Annotated in this window: 27 protein-coding genes; 14 read left to right on the forward strand and 13 right to left on the reverse strand. The window is 40.6% G+C overall.

The window, feature by feature from the left end; all coding sequences use genetic code 11:
• Nucleotides 1–8 precede the first annotated feature (8 nt).
• The 4 genes from trpD to trpA are packed head-to-tail and all read left to right on the forward strand — an operon-like array spanning nt 9 to nt 4,371.
• A complete protein-coding gene (gene trpD / locus AC1HJP_RS06155; RefSeq protein WP_480361053.1) occupies nt 9–1,013 on the forward strand; it encodes an anthranilate phosphoribosyltransferase in 1,005 nt (334 codons plus the stop codon).
• Complete coding sequence (gene trpCF / locus AC1HJP_RS06160; protein WP_480361055.1) at nt 1,006–2,373, forward strand: bifunctional indole-3-glycerol-phosphate synthase TrpC/phosphoribosylanthranilate isomerase TrpF; 1,368 nt, start codon at nt 1,006–1,008, stop codon at nt 2,371–2,373. The genes trpD and trpCF overlap by 8 nt, the downstream gene beginning before the upstream one ends.
• Nucleotides 2,374–2,380: 7 nt before the next feature.
• On the forward strand, nt 2,381–3,565 hold the full coding sequence (trpB, locus tag AC1HJP_RS06165) for a tryptophan synthase subunit beta (protein WP_480361056.1): 1,185 nt from the start codon (nt 2,381–2,383) through the stop codon (nt 3,563–3,565).
• On the forward strand, nt 3,565–4,371 hold the full coding sequence (trpA, locus tag AC1HJP_RS06170) for a tryptophan synthase subunit alpha (protein WP_480361057.1): 807 nt from the start codon (nt 3,565–3,567) through the stop codon (nt 4,369–4,371). Before trpB ends, trpA begins: the two co-directional genes overlap by 1 nt.
• A gap of 21 nt (nt 4,372–4,392) precedes the next feature.
• Here the strand turns inward: trpA and AC1HJP_RS06175 are convergent, their stop codons facing one another.
• Nucleotides 4,393–4,668 carry an HU family DNA-binding protein gene (locus tag AC1HJP_RS06175; protein ID WP_058030026.1) on the reverse strand — a complete coding sequence of 92 codons (276 nt, stop codon included), beginning with the start codon at nt 4,666–4,668 and terminating at the stop codon, nt 4,393–4,395.
• Between the two features lie 127 nt (nt 4,669–4,795).
• Between AC1HJP_RS06175 and AC1HJP_RS06180 the strand changes: the two genes are divergently transcribed.
• Together AC1HJP_RS06180 and AC1HJP_RS06185 are read left to right on the forward strand one after the other, a co-directional pair.
• Nucleotides 4,796–5,392 carry an inner membrane-spanning protein YciB gene (locus AC1HJP_RS06180; RefSeq protein WP_480361058.1) on the forward strand — a complete coding sequence of 199 codons (597 nt, stop codon included), beginning with the start codon at nt 4,796–4,798 and terminating at the stop codon, nt 5,390–5,392.
• Nucleotides 5,393–5,477: 85 nt separating this feature from the next.
• The gene (locus AC1HJP_RS06185; protein ID WP_480361060.1) at nt 5,478–6,128 is read left to right on the forward strand and encodes a CPBP family intramembrane glutamic endopeptidase; all 651 of its coding nucleotides are present in this window, start codon (nt 5,478–5,480) and stop codon (nt 6,126–6,128) included.
• Between the two features lie 52 nt (nt 6,129–6,180).
• Here AC1HJP_RS06185 and AC1HJP_RS06190 read toward each other — a convergent pair whose 3' ends face one another.
• Entirely contained in the window at nt 6,181–7,605 is a 1,425-nt protein-coding gene (locus tag AC1HJP_RS06190; protein ID WP_480361061.1) for a sodium-dependent transporter, read from the reverse strand.
• Between the two features lie 179 nt (nt 7,606–7,784).
• Here AC1HJP_RS06190 and AC1HJP_RS06195 point away from each other — a divergent pair, with 179 nt between their 5' ends.
• The 5 genes from AC1HJP_RS06195 (at nt 7,785) to AC1HJP_RS06215 (ending at nt 10,816) form a co-directional block, all read left to right on the forward strand.
• The gene (locus AC1HJP_RS06195) at nt 7,785–8,084 is read left to right on the forward strand and encodes a YciI family protein (RefSeq protein ID WP_480361062.1); all 300 of its coding nucleotides are present in this window, start codon (nt 7,785–7,787) and stop codon (nt 8,082–8,084) included.
• 79 nt (nt 8,085–8,163) lie between these two features.
• Nucleotides 8,164–8,412 (forward strand): PepSY domain-containing protein, encoded by a 249-nt coding sequence (locus tag AC1HJP_RS06200; RefSeq protein WP_480361063.1) that lies wholly within the window; start codon nt 8,164–8,166, stop codon nt 8,410–8,412.
• 1 nt (nt 8,413) lies between these two features.
• Complete coding sequence (locus AC1HJP_RS06205) at nt 8,414–9,088, forward strand: response regulator transcription factor (protein ID WP_480361064.1); 675 nt, start codon at nt 8,414–8,416, stop codon at nt 9,086–9,088.
• Nucleotides 9,082–10,413, forward strand: coding sequence for an ATP-binding protein (locus AC1HJP_RS06210; RefSeq protein ID WP_480361065.1), 1,332 nt, complete (start codon nt 9,082–9,084; stop codon nt 10,411–10,413). The genes AC1HJP_RS06205 and AC1HJP_RS06210 overlap by 7 nt, the downstream gene beginning before the upstream one ends.
• The gene (locus AC1HJP_RS06215; protein ID WP_480361066.1) at nt 10,406–10,816 is read left to right on the forward strand and encodes a hypothetical protein; all 411 of its coding nucleotides are present in this window, start codon (nt 10,406–10,408) and stop codon (nt 10,814–10,816) included. Before AC1HJP_RS06210 ends, AC1HJP_RS06215 begins: the two co-directional genes overlap by 8 nt.
• 42 nt (nt 10,817–10,858) lie before the next feature.
• Here the strand turns inward: AC1HJP_RS06215 and AC1HJP_RS06220 are convergent, their stop codons facing one another.
• Complete coding sequence (locus tag AC1HJP_RS06220; protein WP_480361067.1) at nt 10,859–11,899, reverse strand: AI-2E family transporter; 1,041 nt, start codon at nt 11,897–11,899, stop codon at nt 10,859–10,861.
• A gap of 110 nt (nt 11,900–12,009) precedes the next feature.
• On the opposite strand from AC1HJP_RS06220, the gene AC1HJP_RS06225 reads away from it, so the two are divergent.
• Nucleotides 12,010–12,906, forward strand: coding sequence for a TIGR01777 family oxidoreductase (locus AC1HJP_RS06225; RefSeq protein WP_480361068.1), 897 nt, complete (start codon nt 12,010–12,012; stop codon nt 12,904–12,906).
• A gap of 101 nt (nt 12,907–13,007) precedes the next feature.
• Here the strand turns inward: AC1HJP_RS06225 and AC1HJP_RS06230 are convergent, their stop codons facing one another.
• The 6 genes from AC1HJP_RS06230 to AC1HJP_RS06255 form a co-directional block, all read right to left on the reverse strand.
• The gene (locus AC1HJP_RS06230; protein ID WP_480361069.1) at nt 13,008–15,677 is read right to left on the reverse strand and encodes a DUF349 domain-containing protein; all 2,670 of its coding nucleotides are present in this window, start codon (nt 15,675–15,677) and stop codon (nt 13,008–13,010) included.
• Nucleotides 15,667–15,948, reverse strand: a complete 282-nt coding sequence (locus AC1HJP_RS06235; RefSeq protein ID WP_058030038.1) for a YeaC family protein — start codon at nt 15,946–15,948, stop codon at nt 15,667–15,669. Before AC1HJP_RS06235 ends, AC1HJP_RS06230 begins: the two co-directional genes overlap by 11 nt.
• Nucleotide 15,949: 1 nt before the next feature.
• Nucleotides 15,950–16,276 (reverse strand): hypothetical protein, encoded by a 327-nt coding sequence (locus tag AC1HJP_RS06240; RefSeq protein WP_421962796.1) that lies wholly within the window; start codon nt 16,274–16,276, stop codon nt 15,950–15,952.
• Nucleotides 16,277–16,374: 98 nt separating this feature from the next.
• Nucleotides 16,375–18,051, reverse strand: a complete 1,677-nt coding sequence (locus tag AC1HJP_RS06245) for an alanine/glycine:cation symporter family protein (RefSeq protein ID WP_480361072.1) — start codon at nt 18,049–18,051, stop codon at nt 16,375–16,377.
• 71 nt (nt 18,052–18,122) lie between these two features.
• A complete protein-coding gene (locus AC1HJP_RS06250) occupies nt 18,123–19,250 on the reverse strand; it encodes a M14 family metallopeptidase (protein ID WP_480361073.1) in 1,128 nt (375 codons plus the stop codon).
• A gap of 179 nt (nt 19,251–19,429) precedes the next feature.
• On the reverse strand, nt 19,430–20,875 hold the full coding sequence (locus tag AC1HJP_RS06255) for a glyceraldehyde-3-phosphate dehydrogenase (RefSeq protein ID WP_480361074.1): 1,446 nt from the start codon (nt 20,873–20,875) through the stop codon (nt 19,430–19,432).
• 245 nt (nt 20,876–21,120) lie between these two features.
• On the opposite strand from AC1HJP_RS06255, the gene AC1HJP_RS06260 reads away from it, so the two are divergent.
• On the forward strand, nt 21,121–21,921 hold the full coding sequence (locus AC1HJP_RS06260) for a DUF2989 domain-containing protein (protein ID WP_480361075.1): 801 nt from the start codon (nt 21,121–21,123) through the stop codon (nt 21,919–21,921).
• Nucleotides 21,922–21,995: 74 nt separating this feature from the next.
• Here AC1HJP_RS06260 and AC1HJP_RS06265 read toward each other — a convergent pair whose 3' ends face one another.
• The 4 genes from AC1HJP_RS06265 to AC1HJP_RS06280 form a co-directional block, all read right to left on the reverse strand.
• Nucleotides 21,996–22,838: an isopenicillin N synthase family dioxygenase gene (locus AC1HJP_RS06265; protein WP_421962801.1), complete on the reverse strand. Its 843-nt coding sequence runs from the start codon at nt 22,836–22,838 to the stop codon at nt 21,996–21,998.
• A 234-nt stretch (nt 22,839–23,072) separates the two neighbouring features.
• A complete protein-coding gene (locus AC1HJP_RS06270) occupies nt 23,073–23,867 on the reverse strand; it encodes a M48 family metallopeptidase (RefSeq protein ID WP_480361076.1) in 795 nt (264 codons plus the stop codon).
• 128 nt (nt 23,868–23,995) lie between these two features.
• Complete coding sequence (grpE, locus tag AC1HJP_RS06275; RefSeq protein WP_480361077.1) at nt 23,996–24,580, reverse strand: nucleotide exchange factor GrpE; 585 nt, start codon at nt 24,578–24,580, stop codon at nt 23,996–23,998.
• 54 nt (nt 24,581–24,634) lie between these two features.
• A complete protein-coding gene (locus tag AC1HJP_RS06280; RefSeq protein ID WP_480361078.1) occupies nt 24,635–25,570 on the reverse strand; it encodes an HrcA family transcriptional regulator in 936 nt (311 codons plus the stop codon).
• Between the two features lie 83 nt (nt 25,571–25,653).
• On the opposite strand from AC1HJP_RS06280, the gene nadK reads away from it, so the two are divergent.
• Nucleotides 25,654–26,538 (forward strand): NAD(+) kinase, encoded by an 885-nt coding sequence (nadK, locus tag AC1HJP_RS06285; protein ID WP_138480122.1) that lies wholly within the window; start codon nt 25,654–25,656, stop codon nt 26,536–26,538.
• Nucleotides 26,539–26,554 lie beyond the last annotated feature (16 nt).

Genomic DNA, 26,554 nt, shown 5'->3' on the forward strand with positions numbered 1-26,554 from the left:
GAGCCAACATGGACAGTTTAAATCTATTACTTGAACAACAAGACTTAACATTTGAGCAAGCAAATAGCTTCTTCGATTTAGTTATGCAGGGTGAAGTGTCTGAAATTGAACTCACCGCCGCACTGATAGCATTAAAAATTAAAAAAGAAACGGCACAAGAGATTGCTGGCGCAGCAAAAGCCATGCGCGATCATGCTACTGCTTTTAACGCACATAATCTTGTTTGTGCTGATAGCTGTGGCACAGGTGGCGATGGTTCAAATACCATCAATGTCAGCACCACAGCGGCAATTGTGGCTGCGGCATGTGGTATCAATTTGGTGAAACACGGCAATCGCAGTGTATCGAGTAAATCAGGCTCTGCGGATTTACTCAGAACTCTGGGCATTAATATTGAAATGACGCCTGAGCAAGCCAGTGTATGTTTAAAAGAAACCGGCTTCACCTTCTTATTCGCACCGCTTTATCATTTAGGTGTGAAACACGCCATGCCAGTACGTACAACTTTAAAAACTCGTACGATTTTTAATATTTTAGGGCCACTGACTAACCCAGCTGCCCCACAAGTGCAATTACTGGGTGTGTATGATAAAAGTTTATGCCGTCCGATGGCCGAGACGTTAAAGACACTCGGAACTGAGCGAGCAATGATAGTACACGGTGAAGGCACAGATGAAATTGCCCTACATGGCACAACCCATGTGGCTGAACTGGTTGATGGTGACATTAAAGAATACACTTTAACCTTAGCCGATTTTGGCGTTGAACATTATTCATTAGACCAAATCGCTGGGGATACGCCAGAATACAATGCCAAAGCCAGTATTGAGATTTTAAATGGCACAGCACCTGATGCACACAATGCCGCCATTGCAGTAAACGTCGCTGCATTGTTGGTGATGCATAATTTGGCTGCTGATTTTAAAGCCGCCACACAGCAAGTATTAACAGTTTTAAAGTCTGGACAAGCCGCAGACAAACTAAAAGAGATCGTTGAGGTAAGCAATGGCTAACGTATTAGAAAAAATCGTTGCAGATAAGCAACAAGAAGTCGCTCTAAGAAAGCAACAAGAGCCACTAGACTCTTTTATTAACGACCTTGTGCCAAGTGACAGAGATTTTCAAGCGGCACTGGCAGCATCAGGCACACAGTTTATTTTAGAGTGTAAGAAGGCATCACCATCAAAGGGCCTGATTAGAGATAACTTTAATCTTGATGAAATCACTGGTGTATATGGCAAATATGCCACATGCATCAGTGTGTTAACCGATGAAAAATATTTTCAGGGTAGTTTTGATTACCTGACGTATGTCAGCAAAAAAGTTGACCAACCGCTTATATGTAAAGATTTCTTCATCGACGAGTATCAGGTTTATCTAGCACGCTTACATGGTGGTAACGCCATTTTACTTATGCTGTCAGTACTTGATAATGCGCAATATATACACCTTGCTAATGTGGCAAAGTCACTGAATATGTCAATCTTAACCGAAGTCAGTAATGAAGAAGAAGTACACCGCGCACTTGATCTGAATGCTGAAATTATCGGTATTAATAACCGCAACTTACGTGACTTGAGCACGGATTTAGCGACAACCGAGAAGCTCAGAGAGCTAATTCCTGATGGCAAAGTTGTGATTTCTGAATCAGGTATTTACACCCATCAAGATGTAAAGCGTCTAGCACCTCTTTGCAATGGTTTCTTAGTGGGCAGCTCTATTATGGCTGAACAAGACTTAGAAGTTGCGTGTCGTCGCCTTATTTTGGGTGAAAACAAAGTCTGTGGTTTAACGCGTTCTCAGGACGCCCAAGCGGCTTTTAACGCAGGGGCTATTTACGGTGGTTTGATCTTCGCCCCTAAATCGCCCCGCTACGTTGACATTGATTGTGCTAAAGCCGTCATTGATAGTGCACCCTTAAAGTATGTTGGTGTATTCGTAAACGAAGACCTAGAACAAGTCAGTGAAATTGCGCAAACATTAAAACTTGCAGCCGTGCAGTTACACGGCAATGAAGATAAAGCTTATATTGAAGCGCTGCGTGCAAAGTTACCTGTAACTTGCCAAATATGGAAAGCACAAGGTGTGACTGATGTGCTACCTGAACCAATCACAGGTGTAGATAAACATTTGTACGATACTAAAACCTCTGCAGGATTTGGTGGTACAGGTGAAGTATTTGATTGGTCATTACTTGCTGAAAAGAGCGCAAACAGCTTTATGTTAGCTGGCGGTTTAAACGCAGAAAATGTACTTGATGCCGCTTACACTGGCGCACAAGGACTAGATTTGAATTCAGGGGTTGAACTTAGCCCCGGTAAAAAGTGTTCGCAAAAAATTGCAGATGCTTTTAAAAACATAAGAGGTTATTGAGGTGGAAATGAATAACGCAGCATATTTTGGCGATTTCGGTGGTATGTTTGTACCCGAACTACTCGTCCCTGCACTAAAGCAGCTTGAAGGTGAATTTAATAAATCCCAAAAAGATCCTGAATTTCAGGCTGAGTTTACAAAACTATTAAACGAGTATGCGGGCCGTCCAACGCCGCTAACGCTTACACGTAATTTAGTTACAAACCCAAAAGTAAAACTGTATTTAAAGCGTGAAGATTTACTCCATGGTGGTGCACATAAAACCAACCAAGTACTTGGCCAAGCATTGCTTACTAAGCGCATGGGTAAAAAAGAAGTAATCGCAGAAACAGGTGCAGGTCAACATGGTGTGGCAACAGCACTTGCCTGTGCCCTACTTGGTTTGAAATGTCGTGTTTATATGGGTGCAAAAGACGTTGAACGTCAACAGCCAAATGTTTTCAGAATGCGTTTAATGGGTGCCGAAGTGATCCCTGTAACTGCGGGCTCTGGCACGTTAAAAGATGCTGTAAACGAAGCCATGCGTGACTGGTCTGCAAACTATAAAACAGCCCATTACCTTTTAGGTACGGCTGCTGGCCCTCACCCATTCCCGACCATCGTACGTGAATTCCAAAAAATGATCGGTGAAGAGGCAAAACAGCAAGTGTTAGACACTGAAGGTCGTTTACCTGATGCTGTAATTGCCTGTGTTGGTGGTGGTTCAAACGCCATTGGTATGTTCAGTGACTTTATCGGTGATGAAAGTGTGAAACTCATTGGCGTTGAGCCTGCGGGTAAAGGGCTTGATACTGAAGAGCACGGCGCTGCTTTGTGTAAAGGTACTAAGGGTATTTTACACGGTGCGTATACGTATATTATGCAAAACAATGATGGTCAAATTGAAGAGTCTTACTCTGTATCTGCGGGCCTTGATTACCCTGCTGTTGGCCCTCAGCATGCATTTTTGCATGAAACAGGCCGCGCTCAGTATGTGGGTATTTCTGATAACGAAGCACTTGATGCTTTCCAAGCCCTTGCTAAGCATGAAGGTATTATTCCTGCGCTTGAATCAAGTCACGCTCTTGCATACGCATTAAAATATGCCGAAGAACAAACTGAAGAGACAATTTTAGTGGTGAACTTAAGTGGTCGCGGTGATAAAGACTTAGCACACGTTCACCAAGTACTAGCAGAACAAGGAGCGCTATAATGATCCGTTATGCACAATCTTTTGCTGCCCTTGCAGAGAAAAATCAGGGTGCGTTTGTCCCGTTCGTGACAATTGGCGATCCAAACAAAGAACTGAGTTTCGAGATCATTAAAAGCTTGATCGACGGTGGTGCGGATGCGTTAGAGCTAGGTATTCCATTTTCAGATCCAATTGCAGACGGCCCAGTGATTCAAGCTGCGAATATTCGCGCCCTAGAACAAAATATTAATACCCAAGATTGCTTTGATATCATTAAGCAAGTTCGTGAGTACAATCAAGATATTCCGATTGGTCTATTACTGTATTCAAACCTCGTATTTGCTCGTGGTATTGATAATTTTTATCTTGAAGCAAAAGAAGTGGGCGTCGATTCAATTTTAGTTGCTGATGTGCCGCTTCATGAATCTAAAATGTTTAGAAACGCTGCGAAAGCTGCAGACATTGAACCTATCTTCATTGCAACACCAAACGCAAATGATGATACTGTTCGTACTTGTGCAAGCTACGGCCGCGGTTACACCTACCTGCTTTCACGCGCTGGGGTAACTGGCACAGAAACAAAGGCGCAAATGCCAGCTGACTCTATGATTTCTAAATTAAAAGAATATCATGCAGCGCCGGCTCTGCTAGGTTTTGGTATTTCAACGCCTGAAGATGTAAAAGCGGCACTGAACTCTGGTGCTGCAGGTGCTATCTCAGGCTCTGCGGTAGTTAAAATTATCGAGCAAAACCTGAACGAGCCAAGCGCAATGCTAGACTCGTTACAGAGCTTTGTTGCGACGATGAAAGCTGCAACCCAAAAATAGCTTCTCCGTCCTACTTGAAGCTTAGTTTGCTAAGGCGTCTTTCAGCGCCTTAGCAACTTTAAATTGTACCTTGTTTGCCCCTTCAATCATGATCTCTTCACCCGTTTGCGGGTTTCTTCCCATCTTCGCCGGATGATAGCTCAGTGCAAACGTACCAAAACCAGAGATAGGCACTTGATCGCCCTCTGATAAGCGTTTCTTTATGATCGCCAAAATACTATTCAAAGCTGCCTGAGAATCCTTCTTCGTTAACTCACTGTGTGCCGCCATGGCCGATACTAATTCTGACTTATTCATATATTTACTGGTTTATTACTGGTAGAGGGTGGCAGAGCCTAAAAATATTTTTTGTGAATGTCAACTTGCAGTCTTTCTAGAATATTGTTAATACTTTGTTGTAGGACGCAATTTAAGAGAGGTATCTATGACGGCATTATTTGAATACTTACCCCTTATCCTATTTTTCTTAGTTTACAAAATGGTCGATATATTCTGGGCGACTGCAGTATTAGTCGGTATATCATTACTGCAAATTGCCTATCAATATTTCACTAAGGGAAAAATCTCTACCAAAACTTGGGTCTTCTGTGTGATAGCTTTATTCCTAGGCGGTATGACAATCATATTCCAAGATGAGCAGTACATTATGTGGAAGACCACGGCTATTTACGGCTTGCTTGCGGCTGCCTTGGTCATTTCTCGATTTATATTTAATAAGAATCTCGTAAAATCGGCACTTCTCAGTATGTTAAAGACCGCAGCTGAGAAACGAGGTGAAAAAGAGTTTAAGATTGATGTGCCAAAATCTGTGTATGAAAAGCTCAATACAGTTTGGTTTGTTTTTTTAATCAGCATTGCAATCTTAAACCTTTATGTCGCCTATAACTTCTCACTCGACTTTTGGGTTAATTTCAAAGTCTTCGGTCTCGCAATCGCCACATTTATTGCTGTATTGCTCACTGTTTTTCGAATTTTTGAATACTTACCCGACGGGTTTCAAGAACAAGAAAACAAAAAATAATCCAACAAATTTAATAAAAATGTCGCTTTTCTAGTCTAGGGGCAACCTATACTTTTTTTAGTTCTCTTTAAGTATGGAGTTGCCTTTGACTGCTTCGCAATATCGATGGTTTGAGCTCTGTGGCGTATTTTTCTGCTTACCGCTGTTTACTTATTTATTTAAAGATTACCTGTCCAGTTGGTTATTTCCTGCTTTACTGATTTTAATGATTGTATGCACCTTTCTGTTACTTACTGACCCACATTTTAAGCGCTTTCGTTTAACTTCTTTGGGCCAATTTTCACAAGTCAAACATCGGCTTTTTACTGGCTTCTTCATTGGCGCATTGTTCAGTGCCATGTTATTCGGCTTGGCCAATCAAACGCTTTGGTTTGCTATGCCAAAGAATGAAACCACCCAATGGCTAATCTTATTAATTGCATATCCACTGCTTTCTGTTTTGCCTCAGGAGCTCATTTTTAGAAGCTATTTCTTCCATCGTTATAAACATATTCTGCCAAGTAAAAACGTACGTATCTTTCTAAGTGCACTCAGCTTTGCCCTAGCCCATTGCGTCTACGACAATTGGGTTGCAATTGCGCTTTCATTCGCAGGCGGGTTGTTATTTTCTTACACCTATGCACACAGTCGCTCTTTGATGGTGTGTGTGCTAGAGCATAGCTTGTGGGGGTTATGGATGTTTACCATAGGGGTTGGCAACTATTTAGATTCTGGGATGCGAATAACCACGGGATAAAGACAAAAAAGGCCGAATAATCGGCCTTTAAGTTATCAATTTTTGATGTGATTTAGACACCAAACAGGCTTACTGCAAAAAACTTAGTCGCTACGGTATTCACAAAGATAAGTAGCAAGATCACAGGTATGAAAGTCGACAGTGAGAAATTCACATATTTTTCCATAAAACTACCTGAATAACTGTCACAACCTTGGGACAGTTCTTCAGAAAGTTTGGCTTTCTTCCAGCGATAAGTGACAAACAAACACACCATTAAACCATTCAACGGTAAAATTGTGTCGTAAAAGACATCGTAAACGATATCAAACATACTTTTATCAGCACCGCCATAACTAACAAACTGAGTTAACCAATCAACCATACCAAATGACATAGTACACAGCACTGTCAGTAAGCCTGTGGCACCCGCTAAAATTAATAATGCAGATTTGCGACTAATGCATTTTTCTTCCATTAATGCTGCTGTTGGCACTTCAACAATAGAAACTAATGAGGTGATTGCGGCAAAGAAAACCAGTAAGAAGAAGACAAACGCCACAATTGACGCACCGGTATAACCGATGTCAGCTTGCAGTGCTAAAAGAATTTTAGGCAGATACACGAAAATCATTGAAACAGATGAATCTGATAATTCTTCAGGATTCGTCGCTGGATTAAAACTGAAGATAGCAGGAAGAACCATAAGACCTGCAATGAATGCCACTAATGAGTCTGTAATGGCAACCATTTTTGCACCGCCTACGATGTCATCTTTCTTAGAGATATACGATGCGTAGGTCATTAAGATACCCATACCTAAAGATAATGAGAAAAAGGCTTGAGACAAGGCGCCATTTAGAACACTGGCATCCATCTTAGAAAAGTCTGGGACAATGTAATACTCAACACCAGCCATGGCGTTATCTAGCGTAAGTACATACGCCACTAGACCAATGAGAAGAACAAACAGTGCGGGCATTAGAAACTTAGCGGCTTTTTCAATACCCTCCTTTACACCACCAACCAAAATTAAGTTTACAATGATTGCAACTACAACCATGTAAGCAAAAACCGTATTTTGATTAATAAACTGACCAAAATGGTCTGGGTTAGCCAGCATATCCAAGTTACCTAATGCAGTTTGCGCAAGATAACCAAATATCCAAACTGTAATCACCATATAAAAAACGGCAATCATGAAAGGGGTTAGTACTGCAAGACCACCCGCAAAAGACCACTTTTTGTCATTACCAGATAAAGACTTGTATGCACCGTATGGGTCTTTCTGAGCTTTACGACCCATAGCCATTTCAGCCATCATCACAGGCAAGCAGATAAAAGCCACAAATAATGCATAAACTAAAAGAAAGGCTCCACCACCATTTTTTGTTGCAGAGACGGGAAAACCAACTAAGTTTCCTATGCCAACTGCTGAGCCCGCAGCGGCTAAAATAAAACCTAGTTTTGAACTAAAATGCTCTCTGTTCGCACTCATTAAAACGTCATCCTGTTGTTATTGTTTTTTTAACTTCCGCCCGACTCTACCGTCATAGGATACTGTTATCAAGTTTTTAACGTGAAACACTGCGTCTCATAGTATTGCCATTTACAAAGGGCGTATAGAAAGCTTACCATTGCATACAATGTCATACAGACCTGATAAAAGTGAATTTTATGTTGTATATGATCTACTCTACTGATGTGGAGAACTCTTTAGAAAAACGTTTAGCAACTCGCCCTGCACACCTAGAAAGACTGACCGCTTTAAAAGACGAAAGCCGTTTATTCGCAGCAGGCCCTCTTCCTGCCATAGATAGTGAAGATCCAGGTTCAGCTGGCTTTACCGGCTCTCTTGTCATCGCTGAGTTTGATTCTCTTGAAGCTGCTCAGAAGTGGGCTGATGCAGATCCATATATTGCTGCTGGCGTATATGCTCAGAGTGTTGTTAAACCGTATAAAAAGGTTTTGCCTTAACAACAAGTTCAGCTTTGGTTAATTCGTTAACTTATATTCTGAACTCAATTGTTAAGCAGCCCTGTAACTGGAGCTCAAAATGCGTCTAACATTAGTTGGTTTTGTTGTTGGTTTAAGCTTGTCACTGATGTCAGCGACAGCCATTGCCAATAACAAAGCCAATATCGACAAAAAACAAGCTATTACGCTGGCCCTAGCAGAATATGCAGGAAAAACGTTAAAAGTATCAGAAGAAAACACCTATTTTGTCGTGAGGATCTTGCAAAAGGATGGACGCATTGTTGACCTCAAAGTAGATAAAAAAACAGGCAAAGTGAAGAAGGATTAGTATGCGAATTTTAGTGATTGAAGATGATATTCAACTGGCTGAGAATTTACGCTCAGCACTAGAAAAAGAAAAATACAGTATTGATTTATGCCATGATGGTGAGTCTGGTCTGTTCCACTTACAAGAATATCCGCTCGATTTAGCAGTAGTAGATCTTGGTCTACCAAAACTAGACGGTATCGAACTGATTAAGCGTGCCAGAAAAGCAGGGGTGACGATCCCTATTTTAATTCTAACTGCCCGTGAACGTTGGCAAGATAAAGTAGAAGGCCTAGATGCTGGTGCTGACGACTACTTAACCAAGCCATTCCATGTTGAAGAGCTAGTTGCTCGCTGTAACGCGCTCATTCGTCGTAGTGCAGGGCAAGCAAATCCAGAAATTAATATTGGACCTGTTAAAATTCACACCCGTTCACAACAAGTGTGGGTCAATGAAAAAGAATTAACCCTCACCGCCTACGAATATAAAGTACTTGAATACTTGATGGTAAACCCGCAAAAGGTCATTTCTAAATCGGAGTTAACTGAACATATATATGATCAAGATTTCGACTTAGACTCAAATGTAATTGAAGTATTTGTACTAAGGCTACGAAAAAAACTCGACCCTGAAGGCATACTTAACCCAGTCGAGACTCTAAGAGGCAGAGGTTACAGGTTTAAGAGTCAGTGGTAAATTCTACTCAAGTTCCATTAAAAATAAGACAAGGCTTCGTCCTTGTCTTTGTGCTTATAATCGCCCTTCCCGTGTTGTTTTACTCTGTAAGTAGCGCCTATTATGCGTCCCTTGTCGATGCCACCGAAAAAAACTTAGAAGCGCACTTATATTCACTCATTTCAGAAGTCGAGTTTATTGATGAATCAGTGAAAATGCCCAATACCATATTGGCACCCGAATTAAATCGCATTGACTCCGATACTTTTGCTCTTATTTACCAAAACAATGATTTAGTTTGGTACTCGGAGTCTGCTGTCTCACTCGAATTTAACCCTGATTCAATTGACTCTGAGACTGGTGCATCAGAATTCAAACAAGTTCATTATCAAGGCAATGCATACTGGCAACTCAGTCTCACTGTTATCTTGGGTAATGCCGAACAATCTCAACAGGCTGTGTTTATCCTGCTGCGAGATGATAATGCTTTAGAAGATATATTATCCGAGTTTACAGACACATTAATGACTTGGATGTTAATTCTTGGTGCCATCATGACTCTTTTAATGAGTTTAGGTTTCATCTGGAATATGCGTCCTCTACAGCGTTTAGACAAAGAGATTAAAGCGATTGAGTCAGGTAAAAAAGAACGTTTGTCACATACTTACCCTATTGAGCTTCAAGCTATTACAGAAGATCTAAATTTACTTCTTGAATCTCAACGCAGGCAAAAAGAACGATATAGAGCATCATTAAGCGACTTAGCTCATGCGCTGAAAACACCTTTAGCTATATTAAAATCTAGCCCTATGGCCGATGATAATGATGCGCAAGAGCAACTCGATAGGATCAACAGCATGATCGAGCATCAGTTAAAGCGTGCTGCGACCGGTGGTACCGATACTTGGAAGAAAACCACCTCTGTTGCGCCTGTGCTTGAATCGATTTTAAATGCGATGAAAAAAGTATATCATGAGAAAGCAATTGATTTTCAATCGAATTGTGCTGATAAAACTAAGTTTTTAGGCGATAAAACAGATTTAATGGAAATACTGGGCAACCTAATCGACAATGCTTGTAAAGCCTGTGTAAGCACTGTCCATGTTAATGTCACAAGTAATGAAAAGACCCTAATAATTGAAATTTGCGATGATGGCCCAGGTATTGATGTCAGCGCACGTAAAAAGCTATTGCAACGCGGTACTCGTCTAGATACTTATGAATCGGGTCACGGCGTAGGGCTCGCAATTGTGGCCGATTTGGTGAATGATTATCAAGGAAACATTGAGATAGGCTCTGCTTCATTAGGCGGTGCGTTGTTTATTGTTGAGTTTAAATATGACTAAATTTTTTAGATTACTTTTCTGTGCTGGATTACCACTAATACCACTTTCAACACACGCCTATGAGCTCAGAGAGTGTAAGCCAATACAAAGTAACTCTCCTGCTGAGGCTAGACAGTTTATAAAGTGTCTTGATAGCAATATTGAGACGTTAGACAGAGAAAGAACCATCTGGATTAAAAAGCTGGTGATGGATATGGAAGAGCTTGAGCAAGACACCGGAAATACTCAGCTGTTACCGATTATAAGACGAAGTTTAAAACATCAAGACAATTACATTGAAGACAGCTGTAGATGGCGCTACCTTCATAAAATGCCTAACTCAACCAAAGCAGCTATTGCTTATAAAGAATGCAAGATACGTTTATATACACGCTATATTGAAGACTTGAAACTAAGTTATTAATTAGCAATAAAAACGGCGCTCTTTAAGCGCCGTTTTAAATAATTAACCTAGCTTTGATTCTGTTTCTTCACCACTACCGAGCATAGTCGCTAACCACTGCCCTTCTTCACTATTTTCTAACGCTATTTTCACCACCATAGTTAGAGGTACCGATAACAACATCCCCACAGTGCCAAACAGCCAGCCCCAGAAGATTAAAGACAGGAACACGACTAAAGTAGATAAGCCAAGTCCTTTACCCATATATCTAGGCTCTATAACGTTCCCCATAACCGTGTTTATCGCCACGTAACCAAGTGCAACAAAGCCACTTACGAGAGGTCCTTGGGTAATAAGTGCAATTAAAACCGCAGGCACGGCGGCAATAATAGATCCGATATTAGGAATATAATTTAATAAGAACGCGACAACACCCCATAAAACAAAGTAGTCAACATCTAATATCCAAAGTAATAGCGCCGCACAAAAACCCGTTGCTAAAGACACCAAAGTTTTAATGGCTAAATAAGAGTTAATAGATTCTAGAAATTTATCGATTTGTTTTTGTCGCATTTCAGGGTCATCTAGCGCCAAATGTACTTTTTTATTGATCATCGGTGCTTCGAATAACATAAACACCACAGTTAAGATGATTAAGAAAATGTTGGCCATGGCCGCGCCAAACCCAGTCAGCATATTGGTTGCCATATCAATCATTTTACCCGGATCGAACAAAGCAATGAGTTGTTGTTTATCAATTAAAATATTGTATTGTGCAGCTGTATCTACCAACCAGACAAAACGGGTCTGTAAATCCTCTCTGTATTGTGGCAATTGCTGCGAGAAATCATTCAGAGATTGGCCAACTAAGCCAGCTAGACTAGAGCCAACAGCCACTATCATTAACATGATAAGTAAGATAGCAATGCCTTTAGGTACTTTATAGCGGGCAAAAAATCTTAGTAATGGATTACAGATGATGGCAATAAATGCAGCCAATATAAATGGTACAATGATATCCGTGGCCAGTTTAAGGCCTGCCAGCACAATAAACAGTGATGCGATAATCACCAAGCTTTTACTTAAACCTTGAAGAGACGACACATAAATTCCTTCGAAAACAAGTTTACATTTATTCTACTTCAACAATACTTAATTGATCCATAAATGATTTTTAACGTATCAAAACTAAATATAAGCGCTAAGGTTGTAGGATGAAAATACTGATAACAGGTGCAACGGGATTAATTGGCTCCGCACTTTGTAAAATGCTCGCTGACAAGCACGAACTGATAGCTTTAACGAGAAACATAAACAAAGCTAAAAACACATTACCAAATTCAATCGACGTTCTAGATAATCTTGAAGATTTAAATTTTGATGATTTGGATGCGGTGATTAATCTTGCTGGAGAGCCCATCGCAGACAAACGATGGAGCGCTCAACAAAAGCAAAGAATTTTTCAAAGCCGTTTAGGTATTACCGAGCAGATCGTCACTAAAATAAATGCCAGTGACACTCCGCCTAAAGTGTTTATTTCGGGAAGTGCTATTGGGTTCTATGGTCGTCAACCCGCAGAGAATGTCATCACTGAGTCATACTCGTCAATCTACCCTGAATTTAGCCATCAACTCTGTAAACAATGGGAAGAACTCGCACTACAGGCACAATCACCTGATGTGAGAGTTTGCCTGCTACGAACAGGTATTGTGCTGAGTAAACAAGGTGGTGCCTTGGACAAAATGCTCCCACCTTTTAAGTTAGGATTGGGTGGCAAAATGGCATCAGGCAAACAAATGATGTCATGGATCCATATCGATGACATGATCAACGCCATCGTATTCTTACTTGATGAGCCGAATGCCCATGGTGCGTTTAACCTGACAGCCCCTGAGCCTGTTAGTAATACTAATTTTACTCAAATACTCGCAAAAACCTTAAAACGCCCAGCTTTGTTTCCTATGCCTGAATTTGTTTTGAAACTGCTCTTTGGTGAAATGTCGGACTTATTAATATATGGCCAAAATGTAATCCCTGAAAAGCTCGAACAGCAAGGTTTTAAATTCAAGTTTAAAACACTTGATACTGCTCTGAATGAAGTTTTGAATTGACCTCAATCTGTGACCTAGTTTTTTTGGACATGATTTTGAAATATATAAAAACAAAAAAACCACGCAATTGCGTGGTTTTTTATTATAAGAATTACTTGGTCCTAAATAAGTTTAAGCAATCTTTCTGACTGTAATTCAGCAGTAGGCGTATTAGATAGGTATGCAGATAAATAATGGTCAAAATCTACGTTTTGACCTTGTAATTTATCATCTAACATAGCTACTTGTTCTGACATGCGCTCAGGGCTTGAGCTCTCATCATTCATTTTATCAGACAAGATTTCAAGGCGTAAAATCAACTGCTCACTAGACAAATTCACATCGATTTTGCTAATAAACTCAGCTGGGATCGAACCACCATTTTCAAGCGCCATCTTTAATGCATCAAATCGAGCGGTATTAGCAAGCTGCTCAAGCTCAACTAGCTTCTGCTGTAATTCAGAAATGAACTTTTGAGCTTGCTTTTTGACTGCTGGCAGAAAGTCAATTTCGGATAATTGAGAAATCAACTTTTTGATTTCTGCTTCGCTAGCGTTTTTAGGCAACTGAACTTTAATTTCATCGAATTGTTGCTGCTGCTCTGAGTTCAGTGCATCTTTCTCTGCTTTTTGAGATTCAAATTCCGCACTGCGTTTCGCAAACACGGCATCGTTATGCTCTCTGAAAGCTTGCCATAGCTGGTTTTCTTTCTTGTTACCTGCAAAACCGATGGTTTGCCACTGCTTTTGTAACGATTTCAATACGTCGCACGCTTGGGCTAAATCCTCAGCAACAATTTGCTCAGCCGCTGTATCAACTAGGCCTTGCTTTAATTGAGCATTGTGTTCATGTTGCGAACGAATCGCATCACCAATGAGTTTGGCTTTCGCTTTAAATGCATTATTCAGTGATTTGTATGCGTCACTGTCTACGCTGCCTGCTGCACGCCACTGTTTATTTAGCTTATTAAACTGGCTTTCATATTCACGCCAGTTAAATCCTTCAAGTGATGTGTCTGTTGTGGCAAGTTCTGACATTTGGTTAATCAGAGTTTCACGTGCTTGTTTTGCTTTTTCACGTTGCTGCTCTTGCTCAGCAAAGAAAGCACGACAAGGTGCAAATAGCAACTCAAGCTTTTCATCAAACTGCTTAGCTTGCAACTTCTCTTCGTCAGTATCAACTCGGCCTAATTCATGCCATTGTGCACGCAACTTCTTAACTAACTCAGCACGTTGCTTAGGCGCTAGATCACAGCTTTCAATATGCTCATCTAACGCAGCTAAAAGCTCTACACGTTTTGGTGCTGACGCATACTTTTGCCAATCACGAATATCATCTAACTGCGCAGCAATTTGCTCTCGAAGCGGTTCAAGCTGTGCTTGGTTTGCTGCAGTTAAACGCTCGAAGTGCTCGTTGAAACCTTTGAACACACCAAATGCCACTTTACTTCGGCCTTGCTCAATCAATCGTTGAACATCTTTGCCTTTACGTCTAGCTTGTTTAAGCTCATTCTGCTGCGCATCAAGTTGCTCAGCCATGGCAGCTTTAAACTGCTTGCTTAATGCACTAAGCTTTGCTTTAGCTGGTCTTTTTAGTGTGTTAGGTAATTGTTCAATAATGCTTTTCGCATTGTTGTAAGCCGATTTTTGCGAATTTAAAGTGTCATCAAGCTCACTTAACTCAGTTGATGGCGCGACTTTCGCAAGTGCTTCAAGTGCAGTTTGGGCGGCTTGGTTTGCAACAACCAGTTCAGGTAATTGCTTTAATTGACTTTCAAAGTCTGCAAGTGTGTCTAAATGCTTAACGAGCTCAGTACTGTATGCACTGGATGTTATTTTATTACGTACTTGACCGAGCAGACTCTCTAACTCCGTCTGTTTTGACACGTCTAGTTGCTCTAGTGCATTAACTAAAGCTTGCTCAGCTAGATCCAATTGTGACTCAACTTCTGTCAGAAACGCCTCTTTTTCTCGCTTCGCCTGCTCAGCTTTTTCGGCTGCTTCAAACTCAGTTTTTAAAGTAGTCAAATGTGAAGAAATACGCGCTTCTATTGCATTGTATTTTTGTTGATTTTCTTTAACAGCTTCCTCATCTAACCAAGACAGCTCTAGGCCTTGCCACTGCTCAGTTAAAATTCCGAATTGGTTGTTTACTTCATTAAAATCATGCTTGTCTCTAAGTGCATTTAGCTTAGCTAAAATCATTTTGACTTGAGCAAGTACTTCAGCTGGTTTTTCTTTTGCCAGTTTTTGCTGCTCAAGAACTTGCTCAAGGGCCGATTTTGCTTGGCCTTTTGCTGATTTTAATAACTGCTTTTGTAAGCCGTATTGCTCAACCAAAGGTAAAAGCAACAACTGTAGTTGTTCATCGTCTTGCTTAAAGCTTTGCTCAATCAGTTTAGGCTGAGCAAGACGTTTTAATAACTTTACGCGTACTTCTAGGCTTGATTCAGAGAAAACTAGCTTTTCTAGCACTCGTTTCGATGCGTATCTATCTACATATTCTTGGCGTATAGTACCGTCAAGTTCACTTTTACCGTTTAATACTGCACTGCTAATATGTTGTTCTGCCAGGTCTTTAAGGGCTTGGTCTTGTTTATACGCTTGCCACCAAAGGCTCAAGCTATTTAATTTATTTAAGGCTTTTTGTCTGATTTCAGTCGAATTATCTTCTAATGCCATCGTCTTTAAAACATCGGCATCCTTGTCTTGCTCTAACTTATTAAGCGCCTGAAGTCTTACTTCAGTTTTTGGGTGTTTCCATTTTGGTGTAAATAGGTGTTTAAAGATCATTTTCACTGAACCTAGCTATCTCATTTTCTTTTTTAAATTCTTGTTGTAGTTCTCTTTTGGACTTCTGAACCATTTCACCTTCTGCGTTGATGGTGAATTGCTCATTGGTCTTGGCTACTTTCGCCTGATAAAGCATAACAAGTTGTACTGTTTGCTCTTTTTGAGCTTCTGTCAGTGGAGTGCCATCAGGCCACTTACCTGTTGAGGCCCCATACTGCAAACGCTCAAATAATTCGGGTGTTAAATTATTTACTAAGCTGTCTATGTTCATGTCACTTTTTCTTTTTTAAATACACTAAAATAATTCTGTTTACTAAATACCAAAAACAACCAATTGCGATGGCGCCTCTGGTTAACCACATCTCAATTGAATCAGGTACTGGTTGGCGTGAATAAAGATATAAGAAACCACCGAGGAAAAGGATCAATGCAAGGAAAGAGTGATTCATAAACATCTGTTGCTTTTTAACTCTTTTACGTGCAGCAATTCGAGCTAATTGCTCTTCACTGACTTCTCCGAGCTGAAGGTCACAGTGTGGACAAACCTTGTTTTTACTTGAAATAGACTCGTTACAACTTGGACAAGAAACTATTGCCATATTTATGACTCCTGCTGATACAAAAAAGGCGTCTCGAGGACGCCATTTTACTCGTTTTTGTACCAAAAGTCTTTTACTAAGGTACGTTCAAAAACGATTTATTTTTCGTTGGGATGCTCTTTATTGAACTTATCCCAGTATTCAGTGACTGACTCTTTCATTTCTTTACGAAGTAAGAAAATACCGAATAAGTTAGGTAAGGTCATCACAACAATTGCAACTGCTGCTAGTTTCCAAACTAAAGTCGTGTCTGCAAATGATGCCCAGAAGAAGCCTGCAACATAAAATACTCGGTAAGGCATCACTGATTTGCTACCAAGTAGATAAATCATTGCACGGTCGCCATAATAAGACCAAGCGATTGCTGTCGAGAAAGCAAATAATAACAAGCCAATTGATACGATATATTTACCATTTTCACCAAAGAAACCTCGGCTAAATGCTTTAGTTGTCAGCTCAGCAGAATGTACTAAAGATTTACCTGTGACCATAATGTCTTTGTCTACAGGCATACCATCTTTAATTTCTATAGTGCCGGTATAAACATGTTTTTCAGTTAAACCAAAGCGCACATTTTCAGCAATTGAACGAGAGTGAATAATAGTAAAATCTTTCTCTACCGCTTTACCTTGAATAGAGTGTAACTCACCATTGAAAAGCTCAACGCCATGGTCTTTATGACCATTTAAATACTTATAAAGTGATTGGCGATTTTCTTCGTTATCTTCAGAATACTGACCTTGTAAAATAACCATGGATGAACGCTCAAACTGGGTTTCGAACTTTTCAGTCCATACACCAGAAGAAAGGATAACTAAACCGGTTAAAGTACAGATAATGATGGTATCGATGAAAGGTTCAAGAATTGACACCATACCCTCAGATACTGGTTCATCTGCTTTCGCAGATGCGTGTGCAATCGGTGCAGAACCTTGACCTGCTTCGTTAGAGAATAAACCACGGTTTACACCACGGTTGAAGGCATAAGCAAATGATGCCCCTAAGAAACCACCCGCAGCAGCAGAACCTGAGAATGCGTCTGTGAACACAGCCGCAAATGAAGGTGCAATATTTTCAATGTTGTAGAAGATTACCGCCAATGCACCAATGATATAAACCGCTGCCATTAATGGTACAACACGAGAAGTGATTGCGGCAATACGCTTAATACCACCTAAAATAACAAGTGCAAGTAAGATAGATAGCACACCACCTGTATGCCAAGGCTCAAAACCAAAAGTGGATTCCATACCCTGAGCGATATTATTGATTTGCGGCAGGCTACCTGTACCAAAAGAACTAATTACAGTGGCGACAGCAAATAATACTGCTAGCCATTTCATGTTTAGACGACGATCCATATAATACATTGGACCACCGGCCATCGTGCCATCATCGGTTTTAACACGATACTTATGAGATAGGGTCACCTCTACAAATTTAGTCGTCATACCGAAGAATGCGGTCATCCACATCCAAAATAATGCCGCTGGACCACCAATTGAAATTGCCAGTGCCACACCACCTATATTACCAGTACCTACTGTGCCAGAAAGTGCAGTAGCAAGTGCTTGGAAGTGCGTGGTATCACCTTCATGACTTTTTTTATCAAACTTGCCGGTTACCACCTTACAAGCATGTTTGAAATATCTGATCTGTGGGAATTTAAGATAAATGGTGAAGAATAAACCGACACCGAGTAATACGTACGGGAACCAAGCTGCTCCCCCCAACATGCCATCTAGAGAATCTAGAAACTGCCCAAATGCATCCATGGAACATCCTCATTATTGTTATACATAAAAGGTAGCACCGTGGTGCTACCTTTTGATTTTACTGTTGATTATTATCTTAGTTTGTCTACAACCGAAACAATTGCAGCAAGCGTATCTTGACCGAATTGATATGAGCGTCTATCAGACCAACCGTAATATGGGTCCGGTAGATTCGCGTTATCTTTAAACGGCATTTCAATCGTATAAGCCAACGCTTTAAACGCCTCACCTACCGCACAAGAAGCAACCGTTAGGTTAGCTTCACCTGGCGCATCTTTTGGATAGCCAAATTCATCTTGGAACTCAGGTGTAATAGTAAGTAGTGCTGCTTTGAAGTCATTTTCTAATGACTCTAAACGCGTATCATAACTTGGAATACCCTCACTACCGGCAACAAAGTTATAAGGCAATGCTTCATCACCATGAATATCTAAATACATATCAAGGCCTGCGTCATGCATCTTATTTAAGACATGAAACACCTCTGGTGATTTTTCAAGACTCGGCTCAGCCCACTCGCGGTTAAGGTTAACACCCACTGCGTTTGTACGAAGGTGACCACGAACACTGCCATCAGGGTTCATATTTGGAACAATATAGAAAACAGCTTTTGAAAGTAGCGCTGCTGCATGCGGATCTTCATCATCTAGAAGCTTGTGAAGTAAGCCCTCTACAAACCACTCTGCCATTGTCTCACCTGGGTGTTGACGGGCAGTGATCCAAATTTTCTTTTTACCTTCTTCAGGTTCACCAATTGTAAGCAAGCTAATGTCACGACCGTCTAGCGTTTCACCAAGTGTTTCAATTTCGCATGCATCATGGCTCTGCGCCCAATATAGTAAGTCTAAATGACGTTCATAGCTATAAGGTGCGAAATAAGCAAAATAGGTATGACTCTGCTCAGGTTCGAAATCAATAGTCAGGGTACCGTTTTCATATGATGTAGGAACACGGAACCAAGTTTGGCGATCATATGATGCAACCGCTTGATAGTCATCCCACCCTTCTGGATAAGCTGATTTTTCTAGACCACCAATTTGCATTTTATGTTGTAAAAAAGGTGTGCTTTCTAAACGAAAATGAAACCATTGAAAAAATTCAGATTCATTATCATTGTTGATAGCTAGTTGAATATCGAGTGGCTCGTTGCTCGCAAGCACCTTGATATTACCACTGTCAAAATTACTGGTGATTTTCATCCGTAACCTTCTTTTTATAAATTAACGACGCAATAGTCGCAGACAAACATTAACTTTTTGTCTTTATCGTTTAGGAAGTGTAATTCACTTGTAAAAATAATTTTTAAAGAGTATCACACCGATTTAAGTTCAAAAACTAAAAAAGCCAGCAAAAGCTGGCTTTTTATTACTTTTCGCTATTAGCGAGGTAAGCTTGGGTATTCAACCTCAGCCATATCGTGCATAACACGGATAACCTGACAGCTGTAACCAAACTCGTTATCGTACCATACGTATAGTACAACACGGTTACCATCAACAATTGTTGCTTGAGAATCAACAACACCTGCGTAACGGCTACCTACTAGGTCAGTAGAAACGATTTCAGTTGACGCTGTGTAATCAATTTGATCACGAAGATCAGAGTACAGTGATGTTTCACGTAAGTACTCGTTTAGCTCTTCAACCGTTGTCTCTTTTTCAAGGTTTAGGTTAAGAATAGCCATTGAAACGTTTGGTGTAGGAACACGGATAGCATTACCAGTTAATTTACCTTCAAGTTCAGGTAGTGCTTTAGAAACAGCTTTAGCCGCACCTGTTGACGTGATAACCATGTTCAGTGCTGCTGCACGACCACGACGCTCTGCTTTGTGGTAGTTATCGATTAGGTTCTGGTCATTCGTGTAAGAGTGAACTGTTTCAACGTGGCCATTCTGAATGCCGTACTTGTCATTAAGTGCTTTAAGTGTTGGTGTGATTGCATTCGTTGTACAACTTGCCGCTGAAACGATTGAATCTTCAGAAAGGATGTCTTTATTGTTAACACCATAAACTACGTTTTTGATGTCACCTTTAGCAGGCGCTGTAAGAAGTACTTTCGCAGCACCATTTGACTTAAGGTGAAGACCTAAACCATCTCTGTCTTTCCAGATACCTGTGTTATCAACGATAAGTGCATTGTTGATACCGTATTCATTGTAATCGATTTCATCTGGAGAGTTTGCATAGATAACTTGGATATAGTTACCGTTAGCTTTAATTGCATTACGCTCATTATCAACTGTGATTGAACCATTGAAAGGACCATGGATTGAATCACGACGTAACAGACTTGCACGCTTTTCAAGGTCACCGTCACGGCCACCACGAACAACGATTGCACGTAAGCGTAGATCAGTGTGAGAGCCACCACGCTCGATAAGTAGACGTGCTAATAAACGACCGATACGGCCAAAACCGTAAAGAACAACATCGCGAGGCTCTTGATTGTCGCCTTTGTTTACGATGTCTGATAATTCAGCGTTTAGGTATTCTTCAATTGAACGACCTTCGCCTGCATTTTTATGAACATAACCATAAGCTAATTTGCCAAGGTCGATACGTGCAGGTGCTAAATCCATTTTGCTAATAGCTTCTAGGAATGGGAAGCTTTCACGTAAGCGTAGTTTGCTTTCTTCGAAACGTGCCACAGTCTTGTGAGCTTTGATCACGTCGATTGTGCTTGTATTTACAAGTGGACGACCGTAAACAGCGATTTCAACACCCTTGTTACGGTACAAACGACCAATGATTGGTTGCATGTTTTCAGCATAATCTTGGCGTTCTTGCCAGCTATTTTGATATTCTTGCTCGTGAGATAAGGTCATTTTTTCTGCCTAATTAAACAATTTTTTTGAACGGATAGCCCCTTAGGGCAACGCTATTCTAATTTAAACTGCTACGATTCTCCACTGTTACTGTCTAATTCATTAGGCTAAACTAGCCAGAGTTATTTTTTTATGTGGTTTTTTAGTGTAAAAACGAGGAAAACTCATAACACACGTATCTCAGGCTTATCAAATAACAAAGTAAACATCGCCTGACACAATTAAAACAATGAAGAGGAAGCAAGATGGCATTGCGGACGCTGCTCGCACTAAGTATTTTCACCCTTGTAGGTTGTGAGCAATCCCTGACCTTAAACAAAGTGTGCGAAGAAACACCCGGTTTTTGTGAAGATTTAAACAAAGATAGTCACTGTAAAGATCTGCGCTCTGATCTTATATTTGCCAGATACCACGAATACAAATCACCTACTGATGACAACAAATATGACTTACTAAAAAAGTTAGAGTCATATGACTCTTGCGTATCTTTGGCTGCCAAAATTGAGCATATCAAGTTAAAAGAAAAAACTACATCACGTGTTGAAGGTCACTTAACTAGCCTTAAAGAGATGAAGCGTATTTTTCAAGATACAAAACAAACAGATCATCCAGGTTTGCTTTACTACCATTGGTCTAGAAATAACAGTCGTTTTGCAATGAACAAACTGTTGAATATGCAAGACCAAGAAAATGTTAAAAATGATGCAGAAATACAGTTATTTTTAGCAACCTATTACGCTAAATTTGATGATGAGAAAACTGTAGATTTACTTTATCGAGTATTGGAATTAAACGAAGCGGGTCAACAGCCAAAACTAGAGGTATACAGCAGCCTCGTCAGTATTTTCTTCAAACAAAAGAAATACAAACATGCTTATACGTTTGCAAAAATAGCGCAAATGTCTGGATTTGAAGACATTGATATTTTACCTGTAACACATGAAATCACCAGTCGAGGTCGCTCACTTGACCCATTAGATGAACTTGCTATGCAAACCTATGAAGAAATTCAAGCTGGCACGTTTGTTTCACCTCGCGACTTTTAACTGAATGAACTCAGCGAATAAAAAACCCTAACAAATGTTAGGGTTTTTTGTGTCTTGACTATTCCAGTTAAAGTTTACTTAACACCTAGTTCTTCAAGGCGCTCTTGTAAGTAACTATCAGCAGTGTAACGCTCAGATAGAACAACTTCCGGTTTTGGGTGTAAGAATAATGGTAAAGAAATACGTGAATTCTTAGACGCTTTACCTGATGGATTGATAACGCGGTGAATCGTTGATGGGAAGTAGCCACCAGATGCTTCTTGAAGCATATCACCGATATTAATAATTAAATTACCAAAATCACATGGTACGTCTAACCAGCCACCATCTTGTGTTTGAACTTGCAAACCAGGCTCATTTGAAGCTGGCAGAACAGTAAGTAAATTAATATCACCGTGTGCCGCTGCACGAATAGCACCTGGTTCTTCATCACCTGTCATTGGTGGATAGTGAAGTACGCGAAGTAAAGTTTGCTCAGAATCTTTGATCATATCTTTTAGATCAATTGAAAACTTCGCTTTAACGTCTTCTGGTGCTTGCGCTTGAACCCAGCTTAATAACTCAGCAGCAAACTCATTCGCAATACGGTAGTACTCACGGATCTCAGCGTCTAGTTGTGCAGGAACACGGCCTTTTGGATATACATGGAAGTATTCTTTGATGTCTTTAACAGTAAAGCCTTTTGCAACTTCTGAAACTTCTGGTGGGAAGTAACCATCTTGATTTTCTTTATCGAATAGGAAGTTGTGTTTCTCTTCTGTGTAGAAGAACTCTTGCCAATTTTTATAAATTGATTCAACTAATTCTTGTGGGATTGGGTGGTTCTTTAAAACGCCGAATCCTGTATTGCGTAAAGACTCAACGAATTGCGCAGCTGCGTCATCTGCGCGGTAATCTACCGTAGGTAATTGTTGCATAATGGTCCACTCAGTTGTGTTTAGTTAAAACAGCTTTTTGATAAGTGTAGCCAATTATTTACTAGCCTTATCAAATAGTGTTGACCCTTGACATAAGAGTGCGGCGAGCATAAGAAAATAGACCGAGCTACATAAGGACTTATGTCCGCCTTTTGCGTAAGTGATAAACTAAATTGAGATAGATCAATTAATCTAAATTGACAGAAAAGGCTGCATAAATGCAACCTTTTCTCTTTATTTACACTCAGGTTTTAGCCCTTTTTGCCATGCTGAACGCTTTAATGTCTCAGCTTCAGGCATTTTACTATTCAAAGTTTGCATACGTGTGTCTGGCGCTGGGTGAGTTGATAAAAACTCTGCTGGGCGCTCACCACTGAGTTTATTCATATTTTCCCAAAGTTTCACCGAACCTGTTGGTTCGAAACCCGCTTTTGCCATTAGATCTAAACCAATTACATCGGCCTCACTTTCATGAGAGCGACTGAAAGGTAAAGCAACCCCCACTTGAGCACCGACACCTAAGCCTTGCATAATCGCTTGACGGTATTCCACATTACCCATTTGCAATGCAACATCACTTGCCTGCAAGCCAAACTGCAACAAGCTATTTTGAGAAACTCGCTCATTGGCATGCTCGGCGATAACGTGACCTACTTCATGGCCCATAACCGCAGCAAGTTGGTGTTGATCCTTAGCGACCTTCAATAGCCCAGTGTGCACACCAATCTTTCCACCAGGTAGGGCAAAAGCGTTAGCGCTGTCCTCTTTAAAAACGACAACCTCCCAGTCTTGATTTGCATATTGCGTGGGTAACTGAGCTATTAGCTTATCTGCGATACAGCGCACATAAGCATTGGTGTTTTTATCTGTTTCTATGGCTTGCTGCTCTTTCATTTGAGCAAAACTTGCCACCCCCATCTCATTCATCTTTTGTGGTGAGTAAAGCGCAATTTGTGCTCGCCCTGTCGGAGATGTTTTACAACCTGCAGCCAATAAAGATAAGGCAACAATGCCGATCAGTTTTTTCATAGCGATTCCTTTAAAGGAAGTTTTAAGTTTATATGATTATTTTAAAATAAAATTTTGCTTAAACAATATAATTTAGGCAATAAAAAACGGGCAAATAAGCCCGTTTCAATTCAAAAAGCAGAAACTGATTATTCAGCTGCTTTAGATACCATTACCATCGCAGGGCGAAGTAAACGGCCGTTTAAAGTATAGCCTTTCTGCATCACTGCTAGTACTGTGTTTGGTGCTACATCATTGCTAGGCTGAATTGACATAGCTTGATGGAAATCTGGATTGAACACTTCACCTTGTGGATTTACAGTTTCAACACCAAATTTAGCAACAGCATCTTCAAAGCTCTTCAGCGTCATTTCAACACCTTCAAGTACTGGCTTAAGTGTTTCATTCTCTTTATCTGAAAACTCAATGGCACGGTGAAGGTTATCGATCACAGGCAAAAGCTCATTAGCGAACTTCTCAAGTGCAAATTTATGTGCTTTTTCTACATCTTGTGCAGCACGGCGACGAATATTTTCTACATCCGCTGCGGCACGGACAACACTGTCTTTTTGATCTGTAATAGTCTGTTTAGCAGCTTCAAGCTCTGCGTATAAGCCTGCAATCTCTTCTTCTGGGCTTAGTTCAGTTTGTACTTCTTCTTGAGCTTGCTCTTGTTCTACTTGCTCAACAGGCTCTACCACTTCTTGCTCAGGGGCATTATTTTGCTCAGACATATTTTTCTCCAAAATCTTACAACTGCGGACATTATGGGGATGGAAAAATCAGTTTCAAGTACTCGCCAACGAAAATTCTTCAATAATTGCTTCGATTGGTGCACAAGTTGAGCAAATCACACAAAAGCGGCTCTGATATTCACCATTTTCGAAATAAGGCAGGCTTAAAATCACTGTTTTGCCCAATTGATAACTAGATAACTCATTACCCATGATGAGTGATAGCCCATTTTTAAAAGCCAATTTATCCTCAATATCGTGGAGAAACCCGACTCCAAGGTTGAGCTCTTTATCTGACTCTATTGCGTTGTATAAATGCCTTTCTCCAAGCAATATGCAGTTATCTGAACCAAGTTGTTGATGGAGCTGAGCAGTCCATTGTGTTAATTGAGCTGTGCAAGTTTTAGGAGCGCTATTTGCCATCGCAAACATGCGTTGTAAACCTTCTTTCAAAGGCTGCTGACTGAATACTGTGTTCATCCAAGAGGCAAATTGATAACGCTGAGCATCGGTTTCAAAATCAGGCTTATTTATTAAAATATTCTGTGACTGCCCCGCCCTGTCAATTAACAGTACTAACCATGAACTACTGTCAAAGCCAAGTACCTCAACTCTAAAAATGATTTGTGAACTTGCCTGTGGTAAACCAACACAACAGCACACTTGATATTTTTGGCTCAGGGAATGCGCCAATTCGACAAGTTTAGACTGCCCTGGTTGCCAATAGTGGCCAATGTCAGATAAGTTTAAATATTCACTTAGCCAGAACTTAAAACCGGCATCGGTGGGCATTCTTCCAGCTGAAGTGTACGGAGAGCAAAGTAAGCCAACCTTTTCAAGCCGAGCCATCGCGTTTCTAACCGTAGCTGAGCACACAGCCATGCCTTTTTGCTTTGCTATTTTACTCGACGGCACAGGCTGGCCTTCGCCATTGCAATACATACTCATCACAGCAGTAAAAATTTGCTGATCTCTGGGACTTAATTTCATACTTTATCCACAGGCCATCAAAAAAGTTTTCTCTTAAATGTTTTTCGGTTAGTCTTGCGCTAACTTAATCAAGGAAAATAATCATGACAAGCCCTTTTAAAACCATAGGCTTAATCGGTAAACCTAATCACAAAGGTGCGGCATTGACATTACACCGCCTTTATACCTTTTTGCAAGCATTAGGATACGAGGTACTGGTAGAAGAGCGCGTTGGCGCACAAGTTCAAGAAATCGCACCTGAAGGACTCATTGAACTGGTTGAGCTTGGAAAGCGTTGTGATCTGGCCATTGTTATTGGCGGTGATGGCAATATGCTTGGCGCCGCTAGAGTATTAGCAAGGTTTGACGTCGCCGTTATCGGGGTTAACCGGGGCAACCTAGGCTTTTTAACCGACCTTAACCCTGATGGCTTTGAACCAGCACTTGAAGAAGTGCTAAGAGGTGAATTCATTGCTGAATCACGTTTTTTATTGGAAGTTGAAGTCTACCGTCATGATGAATTAAAAAGTGCCAATTCCGCCATGAACGAAGCAGTGTTACATGCCGATAAAGTCGCACACATGATTGAGTTTGAAGCTTTTATTGATAATCAGTTTGTGTTCTCGCAGCGCTCGGATGGTTTAATCGTCTCAACACCAACAGGCTCCACAGCCTACTCTCTTTCTGGTGGAGGACCGATCCTTACGCCAGAATTAAATGCCATGGCACTTGTGCCTATGTTTCCTCACACTTTATCAAGTAGACCGTTAGTTGTAGATGGGGATAAAGAAGTAAGATTAAAACTTAGCTTGGAAAATACAGATAGCTTACAAGTCAGTTGTGACAGCCATGTGGTCCTAGCTGTTTTACCCGGTGATGAAGTGGTTATAAAAAAAGCAGAAAAATCTTTACGCTTGATTCATCCGAAAAGCTATTCATACTATGATGTCCTAAGACAAAAATTGAATTGGGGCAGTAGACTTTACTAAGCCCATTAAAACATTC

It is taken from the genome of Pseudoalteromonas sp. NFXS53 (genome assembly GCF_056629255.1).

Excerpts from the sequence above, each read along its gene's own strand:
- trpD (WP_480361053.1), top strand. The coding sequence starts at position 9 with ATGGACAGTTTAAATCTATTACTTGAACAACAAGACTTAACATTTGAG.
- trpCF (WP_480361055.1), top strand. The coding sequence starts at position 1,006 with ATGGCTAACGTATTAGAAAAAATCGTTGCAGATAAGCAACAAGAAGTC.
- trpB (WP_480361056.1), top strand. The coding sequence starts at position 2,381 with ATGAATAACGCAGCATATTTTGGCGATTTCGGTGGTATGTTTGTACCC.
- trpA (WP_480361057.1), top strand. The coding sequence starts at position 3,565 with ATGATCCGTTATGCACAATCTTTTGCTGCCCTTGCAGAGAAAAATCAG.
- AC1HJP_RS06175 (WP_058030026.1), bottom strand. The coding sequence starts at position 4,668 with ATGAATAAGTCAGAATTAGTATCGGCCATGGCGGCACACAGTGAGTTA.
- AC1HJP_RS06180 (WP_480361058.1), top strand. The coding sequence starts at position 4,796 with ATGACGGCATTATTTGAATACTTACCCCTTATCCTATTTTTCTTAGTT.
- AC1HJP_RS06190 (WP_480361061.1), bottom strand. The coding sequence starts at position 7,605 with ATGAGTGCGAACAGAGAGCATTTTAGTTCAAAACTAGGTTTTATTTTA.
- AC1HJP_RS06195 (WP_480361062.1), top strand. The coding sequence starts at position 7,785 with ATGTTGTATATGATCTACTCTACTGATGTGGAGAACTCTTTAGAAAAA.
- AC1HJP_RS06200 (WP_480361063.1), top strand. The coding sequence starts at position 8,164 with ATGCGTCTAACATTAGTTGGTTTTGTTGTTGGTTTAAGCTTGTCACTG.
- AC1HJP_RS06205 (WP_480361064.1), top strand. The coding sequence starts at position 8,414 with ATGCGAATTTTAGTGATTGAAGATGATATTCAACTGGCTGAGAATTTA.
- AC1HJP_RS06215 (WP_480361066.1), top strand. The coding sequence starts at position 10,406 with ATGACTAAATTTTTTAGATTACTTTTCTGTGCTGGATTACCACTAATA.
- AC1HJP_RS06225 (WP_480361068.1), top strand. The coding sequence starts at position 12,010 with ATGAAAATACTGATAACAGGTGCAACGGGATTAATTGGCTCCGCACTT.
- AC1HJP_RS06230 (WP_480361069.1), bottom strand. The coding sequence starts at position 15,677 with ATGATCTTTAAACACCTATTTACACCAAAATGGAAACACCCAAAAACT.
- AC1HJP_RS06235 (WP_058030038.1), bottom strand. The coding sequence starts at position 15,948 with ATGAACATAGACAGCTTAGTAAATAATTTAACACCCGAATTATTTGAG.
- AC1HJP_RS06240 (WP_421962796.1), bottom strand. The coding sequence starts at position 16,276 with ATGGCAATAGTTTCTTGTCCAAGTTGTAACGAGTCTATTTCAAGTAAA.
- AC1HJP_RS06245 (WP_480361072.1), bottom strand. The coding sequence starts at position 18,051 with ATGGATGCATTTGGGCAGTTTCTAGATTCTCTAGATGGCATGTTGGGG.
- AC1HJP_RS06250 (WP_480361073.1), bottom strand. The coding sequence starts at position 19,250 with ATGAAAATCACCAGTAATTTTGACAGTGGTAATATCAAGGTGCTTGCG.
- AC1HJP_RS06255 (WP_480361074.1), bottom strand. The coding sequence starts at position 20,875 with ATGACCTTATCTCACGAGCAAGAATATCAAAATAGCTGGCAAGAACGC.
- AC1HJP_RS06260 (WP_480361075.1), top strand. The coding sequence starts at position 21,121 with ATGGCATTGCGGACGCTGCTCGCACTAAGTATTTTCACCCTTGTAGGT.
- AC1HJP_RS06265 (WP_421962801.1), bottom strand. The coding sequence starts at position 22,838 with ATGCAACAATTACCTACGGTAGATTACCGCGCAGATGACGCAGCTGCG.
- AC1HJP_RS06270 (WP_480361076.1), bottom strand. The coding sequence starts at position 23,867 with ATGAAAAAACTGATCGGCATTGTTGCCTTATCTTTATTGGCTGCAGGT.
- grpE (WP_480361077.1), bottom strand. The coding sequence starts at position 24,580 with ATGTCTGAGCAAAATAATGCCCCTGAGCAAGAAGTGGTAGAGCCTGTT.
- AC1HJP_RS06280 (WP_480361078.1), bottom strand. The coding sequence starts at position 25,570 with ATGAAATTAAGTCCCAGAGATCAGCAAATTTTTACTGCTGTGATGAGT.
- nadK (WP_138480122.1), top strand. The coding sequence starts at position 25,654 with ATGACAAGCCCTTTTAAAACCATAGGCTTAATCGGTAAACCTAATCAC.